This is a genomic window from Nocardioides luti (assembly GCF_014212315.1).
Taxonomy (GTDB): Bacteria; Actinomycetota; Actinomycetes; order Propionibacteriales; family Nocardioidaceae; genus Nocardioides; species Nocardioides luti.
Window position 1 is genome coordinate 171,669 of the sequence record NZ_JACKXE010000002.1, and the last position, 23,173, is coordinate 194,841.

Here is a 23,173-nt window from a genome sequence, read left to right on the forward strand (position 1 = left end):
GCCCGTACCCCCACTGTCGGTGCCGTCGGCAAGGATGGGCCCGTGCCCGATGTCCTCGCCCGGTTCAGCGAACCCACGCGCACGTGGTTCGCGGCTGCCTTCGCCGAGCCCACGCCCGCCCAGGCGGGCGCGTGGGAGGCGATCGGCGCGGGTCGGCACGCGTTGGTGGTGGCACCGACGGGGTCCGGCAAGACGCTCAGCGCGTTCCTCTGGTCCATCGACCGCCTGCTGACGGAGCCGCGTCCCGACGACAAGACGAAGCGCTGCCGGGTGCTCTACGTGTCACCGCTCAAGGCGCTGGCCGTCGACGTCGAGCGCAACCTGCGTGCGCCGCTGACCGGGATCCGGCACACTGCCGACCGGCTCGGCGCATCCGTGCCCGAGGTGAGCGTGGGTCTGCGGTCCGGGGACACCTCGGCCGCCGATCGCCGCAAGCTCGTGACCGCCCCGCCGGACATCATGATCACGACGCCCGAGTCGTTGTTCCTCATGCTCACCTCGCAGGCGCGCGAGTCGCTGCGCGGCGTCGAGACCGTGATCGTCGACGAGGTGCACGCGGTCGCCGGCACCAAGCGCGGGGCCCACCTGGCGCTGACCCTCGAGCGCCTCGACTCGCTGCTCGAGAAGCCGGCGCAACGGATCGGGCTGAGCGCGACCGTGCGTCCGCTCGAGGAGGTGGCCCGCTTCCTCGGCGGCACCGCGCCGGTCGAGATCGTGGCGCCCCCGTCGGCCAAGGAGTGGGACCTTGAGGTCGTCGTCCCGGTCGAGGACATGACCGCGCCCGACGGCGGCGCCTTCGACGAGGACGCCGAGGACGGGGCGCGCAACACCTCCATCTGGCCGCACGTCGAGGAGAACGTCGTCGACCTGATCGAGGCGCACCGCTCGACGATCGTCTTCGCCAACTCGCGCCGCCTCGCGGAGCGGCTGACCGCGCGGCTCAACGAGATCGCGACGACCCGGGCCGGGGAGCGAGCCGCTGGTCTCGAGACGGTTGCTGCGCAACCTCCTCGACCGGCGAACGGCTCCCCCGCCGAGATCATGGCGCAGTCCGGGGCCACCTCCGGCGCCGAGACGGTCATCGCCAAGGCCCACCACGGCTCGGTCTCCAAGGAACAGCGGGGCCTGATCGAGGACGACCTGAAGCGTGGCCGCCTCCCGGCGGTCGTCGCGACCAGCTCGCTCGAGCTCGGCATCGACATGGGCGCGGTCGACCTGGTCATCCAGATCGAGTCCCCGCCCAGCGTGGCCAGCGCCCTGCAGCGGGTGGGGCGCGCCGGTCACCAGGTCGGCGAGATCTCGCGCGGCGTGCTCTTCCCCAAGCACCGCGGCGACCTCGCCCAGACCGCCGTGGCGGTCGAGCGGATGCGCTCGGGCTCGATCGAGTCGCTGCGGGTGCCGACCAACCCCCTCGACGTCCTCGCCCAGCAGGTCGTTGCGGTCACCGCGCTCGAGGCGGTCGACGCCGATGAGCTCTACGCCCTGGTCCGTCGCAGCGCGCCGTTCACCCAGCTGCCGCGCTCGGCGTACGACGCCACGCTGGACCTCCTCAGCGGCCGCTACCCCTCCGACGAGTTCGCCGAGCTGCGGCCCCGGATCGTGTGGGACCGCGTTACCGGCACCCTCACCGGCCGGCCGGGTGCCCAGCGGCTGGCCGTCACCAGCGGCGGCACCATCCCCGACCGCGGCCTCTTCGGCGTCTTCCTCGTGGGCGGCGAGGGGCCGGGCAAGCGCGTCGGCGAGCTCGACGAGGAGATGGTCTACGAGTCCCGCGTCGGCGACATCTTCGCGCTCGGCGCGACCAGCTGGCGGATCCAGGACATCACCCACGACCGGGTCCTGGTCACGCCCGCACCCGGCATCCCCGGGCGGCTGCCGTTCTGGAAGGGCGACGCCCTCGGCCGCCCCGCCGAGCTCGGCGCCGCGATCGGCGCGTTCACCCGCGAGCTCGGTGCGCTGCCGAAGGACAAGGCCGAGGCCCGCGCCCGCGAGAACGGCCTCGACGACTGGGCCGCCGGCAACCTCGTCACCTACCTCCACGAGCAGCTCGAGTCGACCAACATCCTGCCGAGCGACACCACCCTGCTCGTCGAGCGCTTCCGCGACGAGCTCGGCGACTGGCGCCTGGTCGTTCACTCCCCCTACGGCACCCCGGTGCACGCGCCGTGGGCGCTGGCGATCAACGCGCGGCTGCGCGAGCGGTACGGCGTCGACGGCCAGGCGGTCGCCTCCGACGACGGCATCGTGATCCGGATCCCCGACACCGACGCGGAGGCACCCGGCGGCGAGGTGATCGTCTTCGACGCGGACGAGATCGACGACCTCGTCACCCAGGAGGTCGGGGGCTCGGCCCTCTTCGCCGCACGCTTCCGCGAGTGCGCGGCCCGCGCGCTGCTGCTCCCCCGCCGCGACCCCGGCCGCCGGTCCCCGCTCTGGCAGCAGCGCCAGCGCGCGGCCGCCCTGCTCGAGGTCGCCAGCAAGTACCCCTCCTTCCCCATCGTGCTCGAGGCCGTCCGTGAGTGCCTCCAGGACGTCTACGACCTGCCGTCGCTCGTCGGCCTGATGCGTCGTGTCGAGCGCCGCGAGGTCCGCGTCGTCGACGTCGCCACCCACGCGCCGTCGCCCTTCGCCCGCAGCCTGCTCTTCGGGTACGTCGCCCAGTTCGTCTACGAGGGCGACTCCCCCATCGCCGAGCGCCGGGCCGCCGCGCTGTCGCTCGACCAGGGCCTGCTCGCCGAGCTGCTCGGCCGCGCCGAGCTGCGCGAGCTGCTCGACCCCGAGGTGCTCGCCGAGGTGGAGGCCGAGCTGCAGCGGCTCGCCCCCGACCGGCTGGCCCGCGACGCCGAGGGCGTGGCCGACCTGCTCCGGATGCTCGGCCCGCTCTCGACGGCGGAGGTGACCGCCCGCTCGGTCGTCGACGGCGACCCGGCCGCCTGGCTCCAGGCCCTCGCCGACGTACGCCGCGTCACGCAGGTCCGGATGGGCGGCGACGAGCGCTGGACCGCCATCGAGGACATCGGCCGGCTGCGCGACGGGCTCGGCGTCCCCGTGCCGCCCGGCACCCCCGATGCCTTCGCCGACCCGGTGGAGGACCCGCTCGCCGACCTCGTCTCGCGCTTCGCCCGCACCCACGGCCCGTTCACGACCGACCAGGTCGCCGAGCGGCTCGGGCTGGGTGCCGCGGTCGTCCGGCACACGCTCCAGCGCCTCGCGGCGCAGGGACGGGTGCTCGACGGCGAGTTCCGTCCCGCCGGCTCCGGCTCGGAGTGGTGCGACGCCGAGGTGCTCCGCAAGCTGCGCCGCCGCTCGCTGGCCCGGCTCCGCAAGGAGGTCGAGCCGGTCGACCCGTCCGCCCTCGGCCGCTTCCTGGCCGCCTGGCAGCACGTCGCGGCGGCCGGCACCGGCGGGCGCGGCGGCCTGCGCGGGGTCGACGGCGTGCTGAGCGCGATCGACCAGCTCGCCGGCTGCCCGGTGCCCGCCTCCGCGCTCGAGCCACTGATCCTCGCGGCCCGCGTGCGCGACTACGAGCCGTCGTACCTCGACGAGCTGACGGCGAGCGGCGAGGTCCTCTGGGCCGGCCACGCCGCGCTGCCCGGCGCCGACGGCTGGGTCTCGCTGCACCTCGCCGACCAGGCCGCGCTGACGCTGCCCGACCCCACCCCTTTCGAACACTCCGAGCTGCACCAGGCGGTCCTCGACGCGCTCGCCCCCGGCGGCGCGTGGTTCTTCCGCCAGCTCGCGCAGGCCGTGGAGTCGACCGACGACCGGGCGCTGTCCGCCGCGCTGTGGGAGCTCGTCTGGTCGGGGCGCATCAGCAACGACACCCTCACGCCGCTCCGCGCGCTCACCCGCGCCGGCACCCCGAGCCACCGCAGCAAGCGACCCCCGCCCCGGCTGCGGATGTCGTCGACCACCGGCGCCCGGGGTCGGATGCCGGCCCGCACCGGTCCGCCCGAGACCGCGGGCCGGTGGGCGCTGCTGCCCGAGCTCGACACCGACCCCACCCGGCGCGCGCACGCGACCGCCGAGCGCCTGCTGGACCGCCACGGCGTGGTGATCCGGGGCGCCGTGATGAGCGAGCGCGTGGCGGGCGGCTTCGCCGCCGTCTACAAGGTGCTCTCCGCCTTCGAGGACTCCGGCCGCTGCCGGCGCGGCTACTTCGTCGACGGGCTCGGTGCCGCGCAGTTCGGCACGTCCGGTGCGATCGACCGGCTGCGCACGTTCTCGGAGGTGCCGCCCGACGCCAAGCCCGTCGCCGTCGCGCTGGCCGCGACCGACCCCGCCAACCCGTTCGGGGCGGCCCTGCCCTGGCCGGAGGGCAGCGGCCACCGGCCCGGCCGCAAGGCCGGCGCGATCGTGGTGCTGGTCGACGGCGACCTCGTGCTGTACGTCGAGCGCGGCGGCCGGACCCTGCTCACGTGGAGCGACGACGCGGACCGGCTCACCCCGGCCGCGGAGTCGCTCGCCGAGGCGGCCCGCCGGGGCTCGCTGGGCAAGCTGACCGTCGAGAAGGCCGACGGCGAGCAGCTCCTGGGCTCGGGCGACACCCCGCTGCGCCAGGCGCTGCAGGCCGCCGGCTTCGTCTCCACGCCGAGGGGGCTGCGACTCCGTGCCTGAGGGTGACACCGTCTATCGCGCCGGGCGGCTGCTCGACCGCTCGCTCACGGGCCACGAGCTGGTCCGCAGCGACTTCCGCGTTCCGCAGCACGCCACCGCGGACCTCAGCGGCGGCACCGTCGTCGGCACCGTCTCCCGCGGCAAGCACCTGCTCACCCGGGTCGACCGCGGCAGCGAGTCCTGGACGCTGCACACCCACCTCAAGATGGAGGGCGCGTGGCGGGTCCTCGACCACGGCAGGAAGTGGCCGCGCCCGGTCCACCAGGCCCGGGTGGTGCTGCACACGGACACCAAGGTCGCCGTCGGCTTCTCGCTCGGCATCGTCGAGCTGATCGAGCGGTCCGCCGAGGACGACGTGGTCGGCCACCTCGGCCCCGACCTGCTCGGACCGGACTGGGACGAGGCCGAGGCGCTGCGCCGGCTGCACGAGCACGACGACCTGCCGATCGGCGAGGTGCTCCTCGACCAGACCCGGCTGGCCGGCATCGGCACGATGTACCGCGCCGAGCTCTGCTTCATCAGCGGCGTGCACCCGACGCTGCCGGTCGGCGACGTGCCCGACCTGACCCGGCTCGTCCGGCGGGCCAAGCAGATGCTCGAGCTCAACAAGGAGCGGGCGATCCAGTCGACGACCGGCGACCTGCGCGAGCGCGAGCGGATGTGGGTCTTCCGCCGCGACCGCAGCCCGTGCCGGCGGTGCCGCACCCCGATCGCCGTCGACATGTTCGGCGTCCCGGGGCGCGAGCGGGCGGCGTACTGGTGCCCGTCCTGCCAGCCCGCACCCGCGGCCCCGGGCCGGACCGGCTAGAGCAGGCCCAGCCCCTCGATCCGCACCGGCCGCTTGCTCAGCGCGCGCACGGTCACCTTGCCCGAGCGGGGCGCACCGAACGTCGCGACCCGGACCAGCACCTTCACGTGCCGCTGCGCCGAGGCCAGCGAGACGGTCCCGACCCGCTTCCCGGCGACCAGGACCGCGACCCGGCCGAGCCCGGGACCGGTGGAGACGACGAGCGCCACGTCGGTGAAGCGCTTGCCCTTCAGCGAGACCTGCGCGCCCTTCGAGGTCGCCTCGAGGTAGCCGTGGTGGTAGCTCTTCGGGCTCCGGTGCCGCGTCCAGTCCCGCGGGGAGCGGCCCAGCGCCGAGGTGTCGTACGGCGTCGCGAACACGCGCCGGGCCGGGCTCGGGTCCAGGTTGCCGGCCGCGTCCCGCGCCGCCACCGTCACGACGTGGCGGCCGGCCGACAGCCCGGTGACCCGGACGCGGTCGCCGGAGCAGGCGACGACGGCGCCGTCGAGCGCACAGCGGAAGGTGGTGCCGGCCTCGCTGGCCCGGAACCGGACCGTCGCCGTGCGGGCGAGCGAGAAGCTGCCCGGACCGGCGGTGATCTCGGTGTCGGGGGCGGTGGTGTCGGCGGCGCCCCGGTGGATCGTCACGTCGGCGTCGTCGGCCGGGTCGTTGCGGGTGTAGCTGCCGCCGACCACGCTGCCGACGGAGTACGTCGTCGTGTCGTCGTCCCCGACGGCGAGGTCCGCGGTGCAGGTCGCGACGCCACCGGCGTCGGCGCCCGCGGTGCACAGCTCACCCCCGGTCGCGCGGTCGACGAACGTGACCGTCGCCTGGGAGACGTCGCCCGCCTCGGGGCTCGTGTCGCTGACGGTGGCCCGCAGCGCGACCGTCGCCGTCGGGTCCGAGGCGTCGTCGGTGGTCGCCGAGGTGGGGCCGGTGTAGGCCACGCCAGCGGCGTCCGGGGTGACGGTCGTGGTGAAGTCGTCGGTCGCGGTCGCTCCCCCGGCGCCCGGCTCGGACACGCTGAGCGTGCCGACGTGGCTGCCGGGCGGCGCGAGGACCGGACCGCTGATCGTGAAGGTCGCCGTGCCCGGACGGACGCCGTCCGCCGACGCCGACGTGCGGGTGACCGTCAGGCCGGCGACGCCGCTGAGGGTGCCGGTCAGCTGGTCGCCGTCGACGCTGGCCGAGGTCGCGTCGACCGTGACCGGCGCGGCGAAGGGGTGGCTGTACTGCGCCGACTGGTCCGGCACGTCGCCGAGCGACATGGTCGAGGCGATGGAGAAGTCGGCGTCGTTGACGTCGAAGAAGTAGTTGTCGACGGCCTCGACGCGGATCCGCGCGTGGCTCGTGCTCACCTGCGGCAGCGTGACCGCCTCGGACCCGTCGTTGGCCGTCGCGGCCACGAGCTCGCGGGGGTAGGTCTGGCCGCCGTCGGTCGACAGCAGGATCCGCACCTGCGGCGCCAGGCCCGCCGCCGCGGTGCCGTTGACGGCCCACGTCACGGTCTCGGGCGTCCCGCCCTGCGCCGGCTGCCCGGCGGTGGGACGCGACGTCACGAGGAACGGTCCGGCGCTCGGGGAGGTCGTCAGCACGACGTCGTCGTGCGCGGTGCCGCCACCGGTCGGGAAGCCGTCGCGCGCGGTCAGCCGGAAGTGCATCGCACCGCCCGTGACCGAGTTGCCGTAGCTCGAGGTGGGGAGGAACTCCGAGTAGCAGTCCACGGTGGCGGCCGGCACCTCGGCCGAGGTGTCGGCGGGGGCGGCGGGGCAGGTCCCGCTGGCGGCGTTGGTGTTGCCGGCCAGCACCTGGGTCAGGTCGGGGAAGGTCCGGCTGGTGGTGCCGTCGGCGAGGTTCTCCCCCGGCGAGGGCGAGACCAGCGCGTCGTCGTCGGAGACCTGCGCGGCGGTGCCGAAGACCCGGAAGAGCGGGCCGTCGGTCTTGGTGTTGCTGACAAGGGCGGTGCCGCCCGCGACGGAGACGCTGCCGGTGTCGTTCTGCTCCCACAGGTAGGTCAGCGCGTCGCCGTCCTCGTCCGCGCCCGACCCGGTCAGCGTGAACGGCGTCCGGATCGGGAGGGTGCGGTCCGCGGGTGCGGTGACGGTGGGCGCGTGGTTGCCGGTCGCGTTGACGGTACCGCCGTTGGTGCGCGGCCCGCCCTGGACCTGCACGCCGACGAAGCCCGTCACCCCGCCCGTGACCGCACCGATGCCGAGCCGCGACAGGTCGGTGTTCCGGCAGCCGGTCCCGGTGTTGAAGGTCGCCTCGAAGCCGTCGTCGCTGAGCTGGGGGCTGTCGGAGTCGTAGCCGCTGAGCACCGGACGGCAGCCGGTCAGCTGGAAGATCTGCGAGGACACGTTGAGGGCGGTGTACGTCGTGGTGCCGCGCACCACGGTCACCGGCGCGTGCCCGGGGTAGGTGAGCTGGAACGAGTCGCCGTCGGTGTCGAAGCCGGCGAGCGCGACCGTCTGCGACTCGCTGCTGGTGCCCGGTGCCGCGGCCGCGGTGGTGCTGATCTCGTCGATGCTGCGCTGGGAGAAGTAGGGGTCGGTGTGTCGCTGCAGGTCGTCCTGCCCGCAGATACCGGCGTACGCCATCACCGAGGAGCCCGACCCGGGCTCGACCGACGTGCCGCCGTTGCGGTTGAGCGACGAGCAGTTGACCTGGGTCCCGTTGAAGGTGTGGTTGCCGCCGAACTGGTGGCCCATCTCGTGCGCGACGTAGTCGATCGCGTAGAAGTCGCCCTTCGGGAACGGCAGCCCCGTGCAGCCGTCGGCCTTGCTCGGCCCGCCGACGACGCCGAGGCCGGCGATCCCGCCGCCGTTGACGCCCAGGCCGATGTGGCCGATGTCGAAGGTGTCCGCGCCGACCAGCTGCCCGAGCACGAACTCGTTGCGGTCCAGGGTGCCGCCGCCGCAGGAGGCGAGGTCGTCCGCCGTGAAGCAGGCGCTCGCGCCGCACGGGCCGTCGGGCCCGGTCGCCTTCGCGTCGGTGTCGAGGTTGAGGCGGTCGGTGCCGTCGATCAGGACCAGCTTGATCGCGAGGTCGTCGTTGTAGACCTGGTTGACGCGGTTCATCAGCGTCGCCTTCTCGGCCAGCACGTTCGCGCTGCCGAAGTAGGCGGCGTACGTCGGATCCGTCAGGAACGCGAGCCGGTAGGTCCGCCGCTGGACCTCGGCGGTCCGCTGCGCGGTCGGCGCCGCGGGAGCGGCCGCGAGCGCCGCGGCCGTGTCGGCCGCGTCGCGCTCGACGAAGGTGCCCTCCGGCTGGCGCAGGGCGGCGCCGTAGTAGCTCAGGTGCGTGGTCGCGCCGCGCTGGTCGTACGCCGGGTCGACGTACCACGCCCGGTCGCCGCCGGGACCGCGCACGGAGGCGTGGAAGCCGGACGGCGTGACGTCCAGGCGGATCGTCCGGGTCGGGTCATCGACGCCGCGGCCGGCGTAGGTGCGGATCTCGGGGTGCCGGGCCTGCAGGCCGGGCTCCATGACCGAGTCCTCCTGCACCCGGAAGCGCACCAGGTCCCCGCTCGGGTCGGGCACGCGGAGCGTGGCGGGGGCCGCGGCCCGCGCCCCGGCGAGCGTCGCCCGCACCCCCGCGAGGTCGAGGTGGTAGGCGGCGTACGCCGTCGGGGTGACCCGGGTCCGGACGCCGCGCGGGGCGTCACCGACCGTGAAGCCGCTCAGCGGCGTGAACAGGTCCGAGCCGCCGGGTGCGGCGGCGCGGGCCGGCGCGGTGAGGGCCGTCGGCAGCAGCACGGCGGCGACGGCGAGGACGACCAGGACGACGAACGACCGCAGCGACGACATGGCCGCAGTGTGTCAGGATCAGGCGGCCGAGGCGACCACGTCGCCACCACGGGCGGCGCGGGAGGTGACGCTGATCGGCGTCGCCACGAGGGCCGCGGCGGCCTCCTCGACGGCGATCGCGTCGGAGACCTCGCGCAGCACGTCGGAGAGCGGCACGTCGAGCGCCGAGCACAGCGAGGCGAGCAGCTCCGAGGACGCTTCCTTCTGGCCGCGCTCGATCTCGGAGATGTAGCCCAGGCTGACCCGGGCCTCGGCGGAGACCTCGCGCAGCGTCATGCCGCGCTGCATCCGCTGGTCGCGGAGGACGTCGCCGAGCAGCCGCCTGAACAGCACCATGCGCGTCTCCCTCCGAGGTCTCACCTGCTACGTGGAGCCCAACGCTACCCGAGAGGGGTTTCTTCCCTCACGAGGATCGCGGCAAGGAGGGTCACGGCTTCGACACAGGTCCGCTCCTGGATCGCCTCGCGGGACCCGCTGAGCTCCAGCGCCGCCGTCTCCACGCCTCGCGGACCGGCCACCGCGACGTGGACGGTGCCCGGCGGATGGCCCTCCTGCCGGTCTGGTCCAGCGACGCCGGTCGTGCTCAGGGCGTAGGTCGCTCCCGTCAGCCGCCGCACGCCCTCCGCCATCGCCCGGGCGCAGGGCGCCGACACCACGCCGTGCTCGGCCACCAGCTCCTCGGGCACCCCGAGGAGCGAGACCTTGAGCTCGGTCGCGTAGGTGACCACGCCGCCGACGTACGTCGCCGACGCGCCCGGCACGCCGGTCAGCAGCGCCGCGAGGCGACCGCCGGTCAGGGACTCCGCGGTCGCCACGCTCGCGGCGCGCTCGCGGAGCAGGGCGTGCAGCCGGTCCGCGGAGGTCATGCGCCGATGCTAGGCGGGTCAGTAGCCTCACCGCATGGCCCTGCCCATCGAGGACTACGCGCTCATCGGCGACCGACGCACCGCCGCCCTCGTCGGGCTCGACGGCTCCATCGACTGGCTCTGCCTGCCGCGCTTCGACGCGTCGGCCTGCTTCGCCGCGATCCTCGGCACCGAGGACCACGGGCACTGGCAGTTTCGGCCCGACGGGGACTACGAGGTCAGCCGGCGCTACCTCGGCGCGTCCGCGGTGCTCGAGACTACCTTCACCACCGCCGACGGCGTCGTCACGCTCACCGACCTGATGCCGCGCGGGGACGGCCGGGCCGACGTCGTACGCCGCATCCGCGGGGTGAGCGGCACCGTGCACCTGCGCCACGAGTGGATGGTCCGCCTCGACTACGGCAAGGTCCGCCCCTGGGTGCGTCGCCAGACGATCGGCGGCGAGAAGGTGATCACCGCGATCGGCGGGCCCGACAAGCTGATCCTCCGCGGGCCGCGGCTGCCGGTGGCGACCGACCACCGGCACAACGACGACTTCGACGTCCACGAGGGCGACGAGCTCGTCTTCTCGACGACCTGGGTCCCCTCGCACGTCGAGCTCCACGACCTCGGCGACCTCGACGACCGGGTCCGCGTCTCGATCGACGAGGACGAGGAGTGGGCCGCGCGCTGCCGCGACGACCTCCCCCACCTCGACGTCGTGCGCCGATCGCTGCTGACCCTGCGGATGCTGACCCACGAGGCGACCGGCGGCATCGTGGCGGCGCCGACCACCTCGCTGCCGGAGGAGTTCGGCGGCGAGCGCAACTGGGACTACCGCTACTGCTGGCTGCGGGACGCGGCCCTGACCCTCAGCGCCCTGGTCGGCTCGGGCTACACCGAGGAGGCCCGGCTGTGGCGCAGCTGGCTGCTCCGCGCGGTCGCCGGCGACCCCGACGACCTCCAGATCATGTACGCCGTCGACGGCGCGCGCCGGCTGCCCGAGATCACCCTCGAGCACCTCCCGGGCTACGAGGGCTCGGCGCCCGTGCGGATCGGCAACGGGGCGGTCGACCAGCGGCAGTCCGACGTGCTGGGCGAGGTGATGATCGCGCTCGAGCACACCCGGCAGGCGGTCGGCCACTCCGACGACAACGCCTGGGCGCTCCAGCGAGCACTGGTCGACACGCTCGTGTCGAGCTGGCGGGAGCCGGACAACGGGCTCTGGGAGATCCGGGGCGAGCCGCAGCGCTTCACGCACTCCCGCGCCATGGTCTGGGCGGCGTTCGACCGCGCGGTCCGCGCCGTCGAGGAGTTCGACCTGCCCGGGCCGGTCGCGGAGTGGCGCCGGGTGCGCGACGAGGTGCGCGAGGAGGTGCTGAGCAAGGGGTTCGACGAGGAGCGGAACACCTTCACCCAGCACTACGACACCACCGAGGTCGACGCCTCGCTGCTGGTGCTCGCGCAGATCGGCCTGATCGCGCCGGACGACCCCCGGATGCTCGGGACCATCGCCGCCGTCGAGACCGACCTCCTCCACGAGGGCCTGGTCCGGCGCTACCGCACGAGCTCGGGCGTCGACGGGCTGGCCGGCGAGGAGCACCCGTTCCTCGCGTGCTCGTTCTGGCTGGTGACGGCGTACGCCGCGGCCGGCCGGCTCGACGACGCGCACGCGCTGTTCGACCGGCTGGTCGGGCTCGTGAACGACGTGGGCCTGCTGTCGGAGGAGTACGACCCCGTCGTCGGCCGGATGGCCGGCAACTTCCCGCAGGCGTTCAGCCACCTGGCCCTGGTGCAGGCGGCGATCCACCTCGCCGACGCGCAGGGCGCCGGCGAGGTGGATCGGGCACCTACTTCTTCGTGACCGTCAGGGTGACCTGACGGGTGACCGGCCGGGCGAGGTCCGAGCCGCCGTACGACGCCGTGACGACGTAGGTGCCGGCCTGCTTGAACACCCCGAGGTCCACGGCTGCGGACCCGTCCGTGAGCTGCACGACCCGGGTGCCGTTGACCGACTGCACGGTGACCTGCCCGGTCACCGTCTGCTGCGGCGCCGTGAGGCCCACGTCCAGCCCCGCCCGGGTGTTCTTCGGGATGCTGCTGCGGGGGGTGAGCGTCAGCGCGAGCGTCGGCGTGGCCTTGGCGACCCCGACGGTCACCGGCGCCTGCGACGCGTGGTTGCTGTCGTCACCGGAGTACGCCACGACCAGGTCGTGCGAGCCCGGCGTCAGTGCCGTGCCCGGGACGCTGATCGTCGCGGTGCCGTCCTGGGCGACCGGCGCCGAGGCGAGCTCGGTGGTGCCGTCGAGCAGCGTCACCGTGCCCGTCGTCGGCTCGGTGGAGGTGACCTGGACCGCGACCGACCCGTCGGTGCCGTACGTCATCGGCGACGAGGTGGCCGCCGTCGTGGTGTCCACCGCCGGGAAGCCCGGCACGTCGACCCCGATGATCTCCGGGTCGTGGTCGGACGCACGGAACTGGTTCGGCACGTAGAAGTCCGTGGCGTTGTAGTTGGCCCGGCTGTACTCGTAGGCGACGGACTCGTCGGCGTTGTTGTTCCAGATGTCCACGCCGGTGACGTCACCCAGCGCCGCCGCGTTGGCGAAGACGTGGTCGAGCGAGCCGGAGGAGCCGCTGAAGTTGTACGTCCACTCGTCGGCCTGGTCGGACTCCAGGCTGGTGTAGCCGGCCTTCTCGAGCTCCTGGACCGGGTCCTCCATCGAGTAGGAGTTGAAGTCACCGGTCAGGAAGAGCTTGCTGATGCCGCGCTCGGCCGTGAACTGGTCCGCGAACGCGGCCAGCGCCTTCGCCTGGGCGATCCGGTCGGGGTTGGCGTTGCCCTGGCCGGTGCCGTCGTTGGCGCCGGAGCCCTTGGACTTGAAGTGGTTGACGATCACGCCGAAGGTCGTCCGGTCGGGCGCACCCTTCGGCTTGAAGGTCTGGGCCAGCGGCTCACGCGCGTTGTTGAACGCGGACGACCCGACGAGCACCTTCGAGACCCCGACGGGCTGGACCGTCGCGGGGTCGTAGATGAAGGCCGTGCGGATGACGTCCTGCTCCGACGTGGGCGGCAGGTCCGACGCGGGCGGGGACGGGACGAACGCCCAGCGGTCGACGCCGGCCGCGGTGTTGAGGTGGTCGACCAGGTCGGACAGGGCGTCGTCGCGGTCGGCCTCGCCGAGGGCGACGGAGTTCTCGACCTCCTCCAGCGACACGATGTCGGCGTCGAGCGTGTTGATCGCGGCGACGATCTTGTCCCGCTGGCGGACGAGGTCGTCGGCCTGCGCCGCGCCCCGCGGCCCGTTGGGGGTGCAGGTGTCGTCGGTGACCGGCTGGTCGTCGCGGTCGACGTAGTAGGTGCAGCTGCGACCGGCGCCGCCGGCGACGTAGTCCTCACCCGTGGTGTTGAAGAAGTTCAGCACGTTGGAGGTGGCCAGGGTCAGGTCGCCGCCGACGTCCTGCGGACGCTGGTTCTCCGCGCGGGTGTCGCTGAAGGTCACGACGTCGGTGCCCTCGTCGGTGACCTGGTGGGTGGGCTGCAGCTTCCAGGTGTTGTTGCGGTAGTCCAGGACCACCGGCTGCCGGAAGGTCGCGGCCGAGGAGACCCGGACCGTGTTGGTGGGGCTCAGCCACGGCAGGGGGATGTCCTGGTTGGCACCCCCGCCGAACGGCAGGAAGTTGGTGCTGGAGCCGTCGTCGAGCGTGATCGCCCGCGCCGCGTTCGCCGCGGTCGCGGCGGCGATGGCGGCCGTGTCCTGGGCGTCGTACTCCTCGGTGGGGGCGACGAGCGGGGTGGTGCCGGTCGCGAGCCCGATCTCGGCGTACTGGTTGGTGGCGTAGTTGCTGCTCACCGTGAACCGCTGGCCGCTCAGGTCGAGCAGCTCGCTCTCGTGCGCCTCGCGGTCGGCCGTGGTGGTCGGCAGGTCCGCGGCGAGCGGCGTGACGGGGCCGTGCGCGTCCGGCAGGACCGTGAGCGTGGAGCGGGTGTCGCTCGGGTCGTAGGTCAGCTCGGTCAGGCCGCCGCTGAACTCCGACACCAGGCCCGAGACCTCGACGTAGTCGCCGACCTTCGCCCCGACGCCGCCGGAGGTCTGGTAGACGTACAGCCCGTCCGAGGCGCCCGGGGTCGCGTCGGTGCCCGCTCCGGTGCCGGGCGTCTGGATGACGAACCCGTAGAAGCCGCCCTTCGGGTACGCCGCCGTGACGACGCCCCGGGTGCGGACGTAGGTGGTCGTGTCGCCGGCGTAGGGGCTGGCGCTGCCGGTGCCCTGGACCTCCGCGATCGTCCTGTCGACGGTCGTGGGCTCCTGCGGCGGAGCGGCCGGGCCGGAGTTCTGCGGGTCGGGTGCCGCCGTGGTGAGGTCCGCGGAGTTGTTGTCGGTGTCCGTGCCGGTGGCGTCACGGGTGACGGCCGTCGTGTTGGACGGCGCGGGCGCCGGGGCGGTCTCGTAGGAGTAGGCGCCGCTGCTGGCGCCGACGAGGTCGACGATGCCCGGGGTGCCGGCCGGCACCTTCGACGCGGGCGGCGTCAGCGCGGTCTGACCGTTCGACAGCCACACCTGGAAGCCGGTGCCGCCCATCGCGATCGTGCCCGTGGCGTCCGGCGTCGGGAGGGCCGTCGTGCCGCCGGCGCCGGCCGCCTCCTGGACCAGGTAGTGGCCGCCGGGAGCGATCGAGCCCGTCAGCTTCGTGACGGTGCCGGCCCCCGTCCCGGTGGCACCGCGGTACTGGACCGACCAGGTGCTCAGGTCGACCGCCGAAGCGGTGGGGTTGTAGAGCTCGATGAAGTCGTTCTTGTACGTCGCGCCGGAGTTGCCGCCGCCGCCGTACGCCTCGCTGATGACGAGGTGGTCGGCGGCTGCTTGCGCGGGTGCGGCGCCGAGTGCGACGCCGGAGCAGACGAGGGTCAGGCCGGCCGCGGTAGCGGCGAGCCTCCGTGCTGAGGGCAGGGTGAAGCCCGGTTCCCGAGAGTTGGAGAGCACGTGCGAAACCTTTCGGCCGAGAAGGAAAGGGAGGCGGAACGCGTCACCCTAACCCGCTCGTCCGACACCGGATCGTCACGACCTGACGAACGTCGGGCCAACGATCGGTGATCAGTTGCTGGTGACGGTGGCGCGCTGGCGCCACACGTCGCGGAAGAACTCGTAGCCCGACCAGAGGGTCAGCGCCACGGCCGCCGCGAGGGCCACCTCGGACACGTAGAACAGCACCTCGCCCGGCGTCTGCAGCGCGTCGGGGAGGTCCGGGTCGCGCAGCGGCAGGGTCAGCCCGCCGAGGGCCAGGGCCTGCACGGTCGTCTTCAGCTTGCCGAGGTCCTTGGCCGCGATGACGACGCGCTTGGCGATCGAGAGCCGCAGCAGCGTCACGCTCCACTCGCGCAACAGCACGACGACCGTGACCGCCCACCAGATGTCGCCGACGATGGACAGCCCGATGAAGGCCATGCCGGTGATCGCCTTGTCGGCGATCGGGTCGGCGATCTTGCCGAAGTTCGTGACCAGGTTGCGGGCCCGGGCGATGTCGCCGTCGATCTTGTCGGTGATCATCGCGACCGCGAAGAGCACGTAGGCGATGCAGCGCCACAGGATCGAGTCGCCGCCGTCGACGAGCAGCGCCCAGCCGAAGAACGGCACCATCACGATGCGCAGGGTGGTGAGCGCGTTGGGGAGGTTCCAGTTGCTGGGCTGGGTGCGGGCCGGGGCCTCGGTCATCGCAGTGCTCCGATCAGGTCGACGCCCTCGGTCGCGACGACCGTGGCGGTGAGCAGGTCGCCGATGCGGGTGCCGGCCGGGACGACGTCGACCGTGGTGGTGCCGTCGACCTCGGGGCCCTGGTGGGCGGCACGCCCCTCGGCGCTCTGCTCGCCCTCGGGGCCCGCGAGCGCCTCGACCAGCACGCTGACGGTCTCGCCGATCCGCTCCTCCGCGCGCTGGGCGTTGAGCTCCTCGACCAGGGCGGTGACGTGCTCGGTGCGGGCGCGGACCTCGTCCTCGTCGAGCTTGCCGTCGAAGGACTCGGCCTCGGTGCCGTCCTCGTCGGAATAGCCGAACACGCCGGTCACGTCCATCCGGGCGGCGATGAGGAAGTCGCAGAGCGTCTGGAGGTCGTCCTCGGTCTCGCCGGGGAAGCCGACGATCACGTTGGACCGGACGCCCGCCTCGGGCGCGAGGGCCCGGACCCGCTCGAGCAGGCCGAGGAAGCTCTCGGGGTCGCCGAAGCGGCGCATCCGGCGCAGCACGGTGGCGCTGGCGTGCTGGAAGGAGAGGTCGTAGTACGGCGCCACGCCGGGCGTGGTCGCGATCGCCTCGACCAGGCCGGGGCGCGTCTCGGCCGGCTGGAGGTAGGACACCCGCACCCGCTCGATCCCGTCGATGCTGGCCAGCTCGGGCAGCAGCGTCTCGAGGAGGCGGATGTCGCCGAGGTCCTTGCCGTACGACGTGGAGTTCTCGCTCACGAGGAACAGCTCGCGGGCACCCTGCTCGGCCAGCCAGTGCGCCTCCTGCAGGACGTCGCTGGGGCGGCGGCTGACGAAGGAGCCGCGGAAGGACGGGATCGCGCAGAACGAGCAGCGCCGGTCGCAGCCGCTGGCGAGCTTGAGCGGCGCCATCGGGCCGCCGTCGAGACGGCGGCGTACGGCGCGGGGGCCGGTCGCCGGGGCGTTGGAGCCGATCTCGTCGAGCCCCGCCTGGTCGAGCCCGTGCCCGGGGACGCTCAGCGCGCCCGCGTCGCGCTCGACGGGCGAGATCGGCAGCAGCAGCCGGCGGTCCTGCGGGGTGTGCGGGTGGTGGGTCTCCCCCGCCACGATCGAGCGCAGCCGCGCGGCGATGTCGGGGTAGTCGTCGAAGCCGAGCACGGCGTCGGCCTCGGGCAGCGACTCGGCGAGGTCCTTGCCGTAGCGCTCGGCCAGGCAGCCGACGGCCACGACGGCCTGGGTGCTGCCGCCGTCCGCGCGGACCTGCCCCTTGAGGTCGGCCGCCGCGAGTAGCGTGTCGACGGAGTCCTTCTTGGCAGCCTCGACGAAGCCGCAGGTGTTCACCACGACGGTGTCGGCGTCGGCCGGGTCGTCGACGAGGACGAAGCCGCCGGCCTCGAGCCGTCCGGCCATCTCCTCGGAGTCGACCTCGTTGCGGGCACAGCCCAGGGTCACGAGGGCCACCGAGAGGGGGGCGCCCGTCGTCGGAGGGGCCAGAGGGCGGGTGTCGGAGGCAGTCATGATCCCCCCGAGTATGACCGTCCCGGGCACCTGCGGGCGAACTCGCGGCGACGAGTCGCCCGTCACGCAGGCTTGACCGCCAGCACCGGGCAGTCCGCGCCCAGCAGGATGCGCTGCGCGACGCTGCCCATGATCAGCTTCCCGACGGGCGTACGCCGGCGCAGACCGATCACGACGAGCGCGGCCGACACCTCCTGCGCCACCCGCAGGACCTGGTCGCCCACGTCGGCCCCGAGCGACTGGCGCACCTCGCTCTCGACGCCCGAGTCCGCGAGCAGCCGCTCCAGCGCCTGCACGTCCTCGCCCCGGGCGTAGTGCTCGTCCACGAGGGCGTCCCCGCGGGTCGCGTTCACGACGACCACCCGGTGCCCGCGCAGGCGCGCCTCCCCGAGGGCGGCGTCCACCGCCGCCGTGCCGTACGGGCCCGGGGCCCAGCCCACCACGATCGCCTGCTGGCTCATCGGTCCACCTTCTGTCGGTCGTCGGTCGGCTCGGTCGGGGTCGTGACCGGTGCCGGGGTGCGGGGACGCAGCCGCCGGGTCACCAGCGGTGCGAGGAGCAGCAGCGCGATGATCAGGTAGACCACGACCGCGAGCGGCTCGTTGACCAGCCCCGACGGCGAGCCGTCGGAGATGGCCAGCGCCTCGCGCAGCTTCGACTCCATCAGCGGGCCGAGGATCACACCCAGGATGAGCGGCAGCACCGGCACCGCGAAGCGGCGCATGGCGAGGCCGATCAGCCCGAAGACCAGCAGCAGGAAGAGGTCGAACGCCTCCTGGTTGGCGGCGTAGGCCCCCAGCGAGGCGAAGAACAGGATGCCCGCGTAGAGGTAGGGCCGCGGGATCCGCAGCAGCCGCGCCCAGAGCGGGGCGAGCGGCAGGTTGAGCACCAGCAGCAGCGTGTTGCCGATCAGCAGGCTGGCCAGCAGCGTCCACACCAGGTCGGCGTGCTCGGTCATCAGCTGCGGCCCCGGGTTGATGCCGTAGCCCTGCAGCGCCGCCAGCATGATCGTGGCCGTCGCCGTGACGGGCAGCCCGAGGGCGAGCAGCGGGACGAAGGTGCCGGCGGCCGAGGCGTTGTTCGCGGCCTCCGGGCCGGCGACGCCCTCGATGGCGCCTTTGCCGAACTCGTCGCCGTTGCGGGCCAGGCGCCGCTCCAGCACGTAGGAGAGGAACGTCGGGGTCTCGGCACCACCGGCCGGGATCGCGCCGAAGGGGAAGCCCAGGGCGGTGCCGCGCAGCCACGGCTTCCACGACCGGCGCCAGTCGTCGCGGCCCATGAACGGCCGGCCCACGGGGATGATCTCGAGCGGGCGGCGGCGCAGGTGCGCAGCGACCCAGAGCGCCTCGCCCAGGGCGAAGATGCCGACCGCGACCACGACGATGTCGAGCCGGTCGGCCAGCTGCGGGGTGCCGAAGCTGAGCCGCGGCTGCCCGGTGTTGAGGTCCAGGCCGACCAGGCCGATGGTGAGGCCGAGGAACAGCCCGATGAAGCCGCGCAGCCGGGAGGAGCCGAGCACGCTGGTCACCAGGACCATCGCCATCAGCGTCACGGCGAGGTACGACGGGGCGCCGATCTCGACCGCGATCCGGGCCAGCGGCGGGGCGAAGAAGACCACCAGCAGGGTGCCGATGGTGCCGGCGACGAACGACCCGATGGCGGCGGTGGCGAGCGCCTGGGCGGCGCGACCCTTCTTGGCCATCTTGTTGCCCTCGATGGCCGTCATGACCGAGGCGGACTCCCCCGGTGTGTTGAGCAGGATCGAGGTCGTCGACCCGCCGTACATGCCGCCGTAGTAGATGCCCGCGAACATGATGAACGCCGGGGTGGCGTCCAGGCCGAAGGTGACCGGGAGCAGCAGGGCCACGGCCATCGCCGGGCCGATCCCGGGCAGGACGCCGACGAAGGTGCCGAGCAGGACGCCGATGGCGGCGTACATGAGGTTGGTGGGCGTGAGCGCGGCCTCCAGGCCGCCCCACAGCAGGTCGAGGCTGCCCATCAGAGGACTCCGTCCAGGAGGCCGGGGCTGAGCGGGATGCCCAGGCCGACGTAGAAGGCGTACCAGCTCGTCACGGAGAGGACCGCGCCGATCAGCACGTCGCGCACCAGGGTCCGGCTGCCGAGCGCCCAGGTGGCGCCGGCGAACAGCGCGGCCCCGGTGATCGCCCAGCCGAGGAAGCCGACGGTGGCGATCGTGAAGACCAGGACGCCGACGAGCTTGAGGACGGTCTCCCAGTCCGCGGGCTGGGTCAGGTCGATGTCCTCCCCGCCCTCCTCCTCGGGCCGGTCGCCGCGCAGCGTGGCCAGGACCAGGAGCGCCGCGAGCACCAGCAGCACGGCGCCGACGACGTACGGGAAGACCCGCGGCCCGACCGGGTCGGCGAAGCCGACCTCGAGCGTCGAGGCGTCGTAGACCGTGTAGCCACCGGTGACCGCGAGCAGGGCCGCGAGGCCGAGCTGCGGGAGGTCCCGCACCGCTCCGTCGGTGGGTCGTGTGGTGGTCGTGCTCATATGAGTCCCAGCTCCTTCAACGTCGACGCGACGCGCGCGTCCTGCTCCTCCAGGAAGGCCTCGAAGTCGTCCCCGGTGCGGAACGCGTCGATCCAGCCGTTGTCCTCCAGCGCCTGCTGCCACTCCGGGCTGTCGTGCATCTCCTGCAGGTAGCCGATCAGCTCGTCGCGCCGCTCGTCGGAGATGCCCGGGGGCGCGAGCACCCCGCGCCAGTTGGTGAAGACCAGGTCGATGCCCGACTCGGTCAGGGTCGGCACGTCCTTGACCGACGCGCCGGTGAGCCGCTCGTCGCCGGAGACGGCCAGCGCCCGCAGCTCGCCGGCCTCGATCTGGCCCTCGAACTCGCCGAGCCCGGAGAAGCCGACCTGGATCTTGTGGCCGAGCAGGGCGCTCGTGAGCGGGCCGCCGCCGTCGTACGGCACGTAGCGGACCTTCTTCGGCTCGATGTCGAGCGCCTTGGCCAGCTGCATCGGGAAGAGGTGGTCGGGGCCACCCGGCGAGGAGCCGCCGCCGACGACGATGCCGTGCGGGTCGGCCTGCCAGGCCTTCACGAAGTCCTCGATCGTGCGGTACGGCGAGTCCGCCGGCACCAGCACGCCCTCCTGGTCCTCGATCAGCTGGGCCAGCGGGGTGGCGTCCTGCAGCCGGTAGTCGAGGCCGAACGAGTAGAGCGAGCCGACGACCCCGAGGCCGACGGTCATCATGGTGTTCTCGTCGCCCTCGGCGTTCATCAGCCGGGTCATCGCGACCGAGCCGCCCGCGCCCATGATGTTGGTGACCTCGAAGGAGCCGCCGGTGATGCCGTCCTGCTCCAGCACCGTCACCGCGGCCCGGCCGGTCTGGTCGTAGCCGCCGCCGGGGCTGTTCGGGATCATCATCGCGAGGTCGCGGTCGTCGGCGCCGCGCGTGACGCCGCAGCCGCTCACCGTGACCGCGGCGAGCGCCAGGGCCAGCGCGGTCGCCAGGGACCGCGGGCACCGACGCCGTCGGGTGGTGCGTGCCATCCGGGGGGTCCTCTCGTCGTGGGTGGATCGGGTCGATCGTCACGGACCCTGTGTCGTGCGTCACCATTAGGCAACCAATGGAGGTTGTGGAACTTGTGGTCACCTGCGTCGATGCGCCCCGGGCGGAGCCGTGCCCGGGTCAGCCTCGCCGGGCAGTTCCTCGTGCTGCAGCTGGTCGTGCTGCTGCTCGCGCTCGCGGTGACCAGCGTCGTGTCGGTGCGCCAGAGCGACGCGGAGTTCAGCGACACCCGCGGTGCCCGGCTGCGGGCCGGCGCGGAGAACCTCGCCGGCAACCCGGCGGTCCGCACGCTGCTGGCCGAGGACCGGGTGCCGGCGTCGCTGGCGTACTACCCGGCCCAGACGCAGCGGACGTACGTCGCCAGCTCGGTGTACGTCGCCCGCGCGGACGGCACCGTCGTGGCGGGCACCGGCCCGGCCCCGGTCGGTGGCGCGCTGGACCTCTCTTCCAGCGACGTGCGGCAGGGCCGGTCCTGGACCGGTGACGTGGACGACGACGGCCGCCGGTCGATCGCGGCCCAGGTCCCCGTGATCAGCAACCAGGGCCGCGTGGTCGGGATCGTGATGGTGGCCGAGGCCTACCCCTCGCTCGGCCAGCGCCTCGTCGCCGCAGCGCCGGACCTGCTGTCGTTCCTCGGGCTGGGACTCGCGCTCGGCGTGGCCGGGTCCTGGCTGCTCGCGCGCCTCATCAAGCGCCGCACCCGCGGCCTCGAGCCGGCCGAGATCGGCGCCCTGGCCGACCAGCGCGAGGCGCTGCTCCACTCGATCCGCGAGGGGGTCGTGGCCGTCGGCAACGACGGCGCCGTCACCGTGATGAGCGACAGCGCCTGCGAGCTGCTCGGCCTGCCCGAGGGCACCGCCGAGGGCCGGCAGCTGGCCGCCCTGCCCCTGGCCGACTCGGTCCGCGACGTCCTCCTCGACGACTCCGACGTGCGCGACGCCGTCCTGATGGTCGCCGGCCGCGTGATCGTGCTCAACCGCAACCGGGTGCTCCACGAGGGGCGCCAGGTCGGCACCGTCGCCACCCTGCGCGACCGCACCGAGCTGCTCGCCATGCAGAGCGAGCTCGCCGCCCGCGAGAGCGTGACGCGGACGCTGCGCGCCCAGACGCACGAGTTCAGCAACCAGCTGCACACGATCTCCGGGCTCCTCCAGCTCGAGGAGTACGACGAGGCCTCCCGCGTCATCGGGGCGCTCAGCCGGCGTCGCGCCGAGATCAGCCGGCAGGTCACCGACCACGTCGACGACCCGTCCGTGGCGGCGCTGCTCATCGCGAAGGTGAGCCTGGCCGCCGAGCGCGGCATCGGGCTGGTCCTCGACGACCTGTCCGCCCTCCCGCGGCTCGAGCACGAGCTGTCCGCCGACGTCGGGACGGTGCTCGGCAACCTCGTCGACAACGCCGTGGACGCCACCGTCGACGCGGGCGGCTCCCGGGTCGTCGTACGCCTCTCCCGGGACGGGGACGTCGTCCTCGTGCAGGTCGCGGACACCGGGGCGGGCGTGCCGGAGGACGCGGCGGTCTTCGAGCGCGGCTACACGACCAAGCCCGGCGACGCGAGCGGCCGGGGTGTCGGGCTGGCCCTCGTGCAGCTGGTGTGCGAGCGTCGCTCCGGCTCCGTGTCGGTGCACAACGACGGCGGCGCCGTCTTCACCGCCCGCCTCCCCCAGCGACCAGGACCCGCATGACCACCCCCGCCCCGCGCGACGACCTCGCCGTGCTGATCGTCGACGACGACTTCATGGTCGCCTCGATCCACACGCGCTTCGTCGAGCGCGCGCCGGGCTTCCGCGTCGTGGGGGTCGCGGCGACCGGCACGACGGCACTGGCCGAGATCGAGCGGCTGCGGCCCGACCTGGTGCTCCTCGACGTGCACCTGCCCGACCTCAGCGGGGTCGACGTGCTGCGCCGGCTGCGGGGCGCCGGCAACGACGTCGGCGTGATGATGGTGACCGCCGCCAGGGAGGCCGACACCGTGCGGGCCGCGGCGGCGGCCGGGGCGGCGCACTACCTGGTCAAGCCGTTCGAGTTCGACGACCTGCTCACCCGGCTCGAGTCGTTCCGGCAGGCGCACCTCGCGCTGGCCGGCGTGGCGACTGCGGGCCAGGAGGACATCGACGCGGTCTTCGCGCCGCTGGGCCGCGGTCGCGAGGCGCTGCCCAAGGGGCTGAGCGTCGAGACCGCGGCGGCCGTGCTGGAGGCGCTGGCGTCGGGCCGGGAGCTCTCCGCGGCCGAGTGCGCCGACGAGGTCGGCGTCTCGCGGGTCAGCGCCCGCCGCTACCTCGAGCACTACGTGGCCCAGGGGCGGGCGGCGGTCCGGCTGAAGTACGGCGGGGCCGGCCGGCCCGAGCGCCGCTACCGGGCGTCGGGCTGA

Annotated in this window: 15 protein-coding genes; 5 read left to right on the forward strand and 10 right to left on the reverse strand. The window is 73.6% G+C overall.

Annotation, left to right across the window (positions count from 1 at the left end):
* Positions 1-42 precede the first annotated feature (42 nt).
* Both H5V45_RS19875 and H5V45_RS19880 read left to right on the forward strand, forming a co-directional pair.
* Positions 43-4,617, forward strand: coding sequence for an ATP-dependent helicase (locus H5V45_RS19875; protein ID WP_185254905.1), 4,575 nt, complete (start codon positions 43-45; stop codon positions 4,615-4,617).
* The gene (locus tag H5V45_RS19880; RefSeq protein ID WP_185254906.1) at positions 4,610-5,425 is read left to right on the forward strand and encodes an Fpg/Nei family DNA glycosylase; all 816 of its coding nucleotides are present in this window, start codon (positions 4,610-4,612) and stop codon (positions 5,423-5,425) included. Before H5V45_RS19875 ends, H5V45_RS19880 begins: the two co-directional genes overlap by 8 nt.
* Here H5V45_RS19880 and H5V45_RS19885 read toward each other — a convergent pair.
* The 3 genes from H5V45_RS19885 to H5V45_RS19895 are packed head-to-tail and all read right to left on the reverse strand — an operon-like array spanning position 5,422 to position 10,076.
* The gene (locus H5V45_RS19885; RefSeq protein WP_221634662.1) at positions 5,422-9,210 is read right to left on the reverse strand and encodes a reprolysin-like metallopeptidase; all 3,789 of its coding nucleotides are present in this window, start codon (positions 9,208-9,210) and stop codon (positions 5,422-5,424) included. The genes H5V45_RS19880 and H5V45_RS19885 overlap by 4 nt on opposite strands.
* A gap of 18 nt (positions 9,211-9,228) precedes the next feature.
* Complete coding sequence (locus H5V45_RS19890; protein ID WP_185254907.1) at positions 9,229-9,546, reverse strand: helix-turn-helix domain-containing protein; 318 nt, start codon at positions 9,544-9,546, stop codon at positions 9,229-9,231.
* Between the two features lie 44 nt (positions 9,547-9,590).
* Positions 9,591-10,076 (reverse strand): CinA family protein, encoded by a 486-nt coding sequence (locus H5V45_RS19895; RefSeq protein WP_185254908.1) that lies wholly within the window; start codon positions 10,074-10,076, stop codon positions 9,591-9,593.
* Between the two features lie 34 nt (positions 10,077-10,110).
* On the opposite strand from H5V45_RS19895, the gene H5V45_RS19900 reads away from it, so the two are divergent.
* Complete coding sequence (locus tag H5V45_RS19900) at positions 10,111-11,919, forward strand: glycoside hydrolase family 15 protein (protein WP_185254909.1); 1,809 nt, start codon at positions 10,111-10,113, stop codon at positions 11,917-11,919.
* Here the strand turns inward: H5V45_RS19900 and H5V45_RS19905 are convergent.
* The 7 genes from H5V45_RS19905 to H5V45_RS19935 all read right to left on the reverse strand — a co-directional run bounded on the left by H5V45_RS19905 (position 11,906) and on the right by H5V45_RS19935 (position 20,783).
* Positions 11,906-15,037 carry an ExeM/NucH family extracellular endonuclease gene (locus tag H5V45_RS19905; protein WP_185254910.1) on the reverse strand — a complete coding sequence of 1,044 codons (3,132 nt, stop codon included), beginning with the start codon at positions 15,035-15,037 and terminating at the stop codon, positions 11,906-11,908. The genes H5V45_RS19900 and H5V45_RS19905 overlap by 14 nt on opposite strands.
* Before the next feature lie 111 nt (positions 15,038-15,148).
* Complete coding sequence (pgsA, locus tag H5V45_RS19910) at positions 15,149-15,766, reverse strand: CDP-diacylglycerol--glycerol-3-phosphate 3-phosphatidyltransferase (protein WP_185254911.1); 618 nt, start codon at positions 15,764-15,766, stop codon at positions 15,149-15,151.
* Positions 15,763-17,268 carry a 30S ribosomal protein S12 methylthiotransferase RimO gene (gene rimO / locus H5V45_RS19915; RefSeq protein WP_185254912.1) on the reverse strand — a complete coding sequence of 502 codons (1,506 nt, stop codon included), beginning with the start codon at positions 17,266-17,268 and terminating at the stop codon, positions 15,763-15,765. Before rimO ends, pgsA begins: the two co-directional genes overlap by 4 nt.
* A 62-nt stretch (positions 17,269-17,330) precedes the next feature.
* Positions 17,331-17,729 (reverse strand): universal stress protein, encoded by a 399-nt coding sequence (locus H5V45_RS19920; protein WP_185254913.1) that lies wholly within the window; start codon positions 17,727-17,729, stop codon positions 17,331-17,333.
* Complete coding sequence (locus H5V45_RS19925) at positions 17,726-19,267, reverse strand: tripartite tricarboxylate transporter permease (RefSeq protein ID WP_185254914.1); 1,542 nt, start codon at positions 19,265-19,267, stop codon at positions 17,726-17,728. Before H5V45_RS19925 ends, H5V45_RS19920 begins: the two co-directional genes overlap by 4 nt.
* On the reverse strand, positions 19,267-19,779 hold the full coding sequence (locus H5V45_RS19930) for a tripartite tricarboxylate transporter TctB family protein (protein WP_185254915.1): 513 nt from the start codon (positions 19,777-19,779) through the stop codon (positions 19,267-19,269). The genes H5V45_RS19925 and H5V45_RS19930 overlap by 1 nt, the downstream gene beginning before the upstream one ends.
* Positions 19,776-20,783 carry a Bug family tripartite tricarboxylate transporter substrate binding protein gene (locus tag H5V45_RS19935; RefSeq protein WP_185254916.1) on the reverse strand — a complete coding sequence of 336 codons (1,008 nt, stop codon included), beginning with the start codon at positions 20,781-20,783 and terminating at the stop codon, positions 19,776-19,778. Before H5V45_RS19935 ends, H5V45_RS19930 begins: the two co-directional genes overlap by 4 nt.
* Before the next feature lie 111 nt (positions 20,784-20,894).
* Between H5V45_RS19935 and H5V45_RS19940 the strand changes: the two genes are divergently transcribed.
* Together H5V45_RS19940 and H5V45_RS19945 are read left to right on the forward strand one after the other, a co-directional pair.
* The gene (locus H5V45_RS19940; RefSeq protein ID WP_185254917.1) at positions 20,895-22,487 is read left to right on the forward strand and encodes a sensor histidine kinase; all 1,593 of its coding nucleotides are present in this window, start codon (positions 20,895-20,897) and stop codon (positions 22,485-22,487) included.
* Positions 22,484-23,173, forward strand: a complete 690-nt coding sequence (locus H5V45_RS19945) for a response regulator (protein WP_185254918.1) — start codon at positions 22,484-22,486, stop codon at positions 23,171-23,173. Before H5V45_RS19940 ends, H5V45_RS19945 begins: the two co-directional genes overlap by 4 nt.

Coding starts and splice junctions, on each gene's coding strand:
- H5V45_RS19885 (WP_221634662.1), bottom strand. CDS start 9,210: ATGTCGTCGCTGCGGTCGTTCGTCGTCCTGGTCGTCCTCGCCGTCGCC.
- H5V45_RS19890 (WP_185254907.1), bottom strand. CDS start 9,546: ATGGTGCTGTTCAGGCGGCTGCTCGGCGACGTCCTCCGCGACCAGCGG.
- H5V45_RS19895 (WP_185254908.1), bottom strand. CDS start 10,076: ATGACCTCCGCGGACCGGCTGCACGCCCTGCTCCGCGAGCGCGCCGCG.
- H5V45_RS19900 (WP_185254909.1), top strand. CDS start 10,111: ATGGCCCTGCCCATCGAGGACTACGCGCTCATCGGCGACCGACGCACC.
- pgsA (WP_185254911.1), bottom strand. CDS start 15,766: ATGACCGAGGCCCCGGCCCGCACCCAGCCCAGCAACTGGAACCTCCCC.
- rimO (WP_185254912.1), bottom strand. CDS start 17,268: ATGACTGCCTCCGACACCCGCCCTCTGGCCCCTCCGACGACGGGCGCC.
- H5V45_RS19920 (WP_185254913.1), bottom strand. CDS start 17,729: ATGAGCCAGCAGGCGATCGTGGTGGGCTGGGCCCCGGGCCCGTACGGC.
- H5V45_RS19925 (WP_185254914.1), bottom strand. CDS start 19,267: ATGGGCAGCCTCGACCTGCTGTGGGGCGGCCTGGAGGCCGCGCTCACG.
- H5V45_RS19930 (WP_185254915.1), bottom strand. CDS start 19,779: ATGAGCACGACCACCACACGACCCACCGACGGAGCGGTGCGGGACCTC.
- H5V45_RS19935 (WP_185254916.1), bottom strand. CDS start 20,783: ATGGCACGCACCACCCGACGGCGTCGGTGCCCGCGGTCCCTGGCGACC.
- H5V45_RS19940 (WP_185254917.1), top strand. CDS start 20,895: ATGCGCCCCGGGCGGAGCCGTGCCCGGGTCAGCCTCGCCGGGCAGTTC.
- H5V45_RS19945 (WP_185254918.1), top strand. CDS start 22,484: ATGACCACCCCCGCCCCGCGCGACGACCTCGCCGTGCTGATCGTCGAC.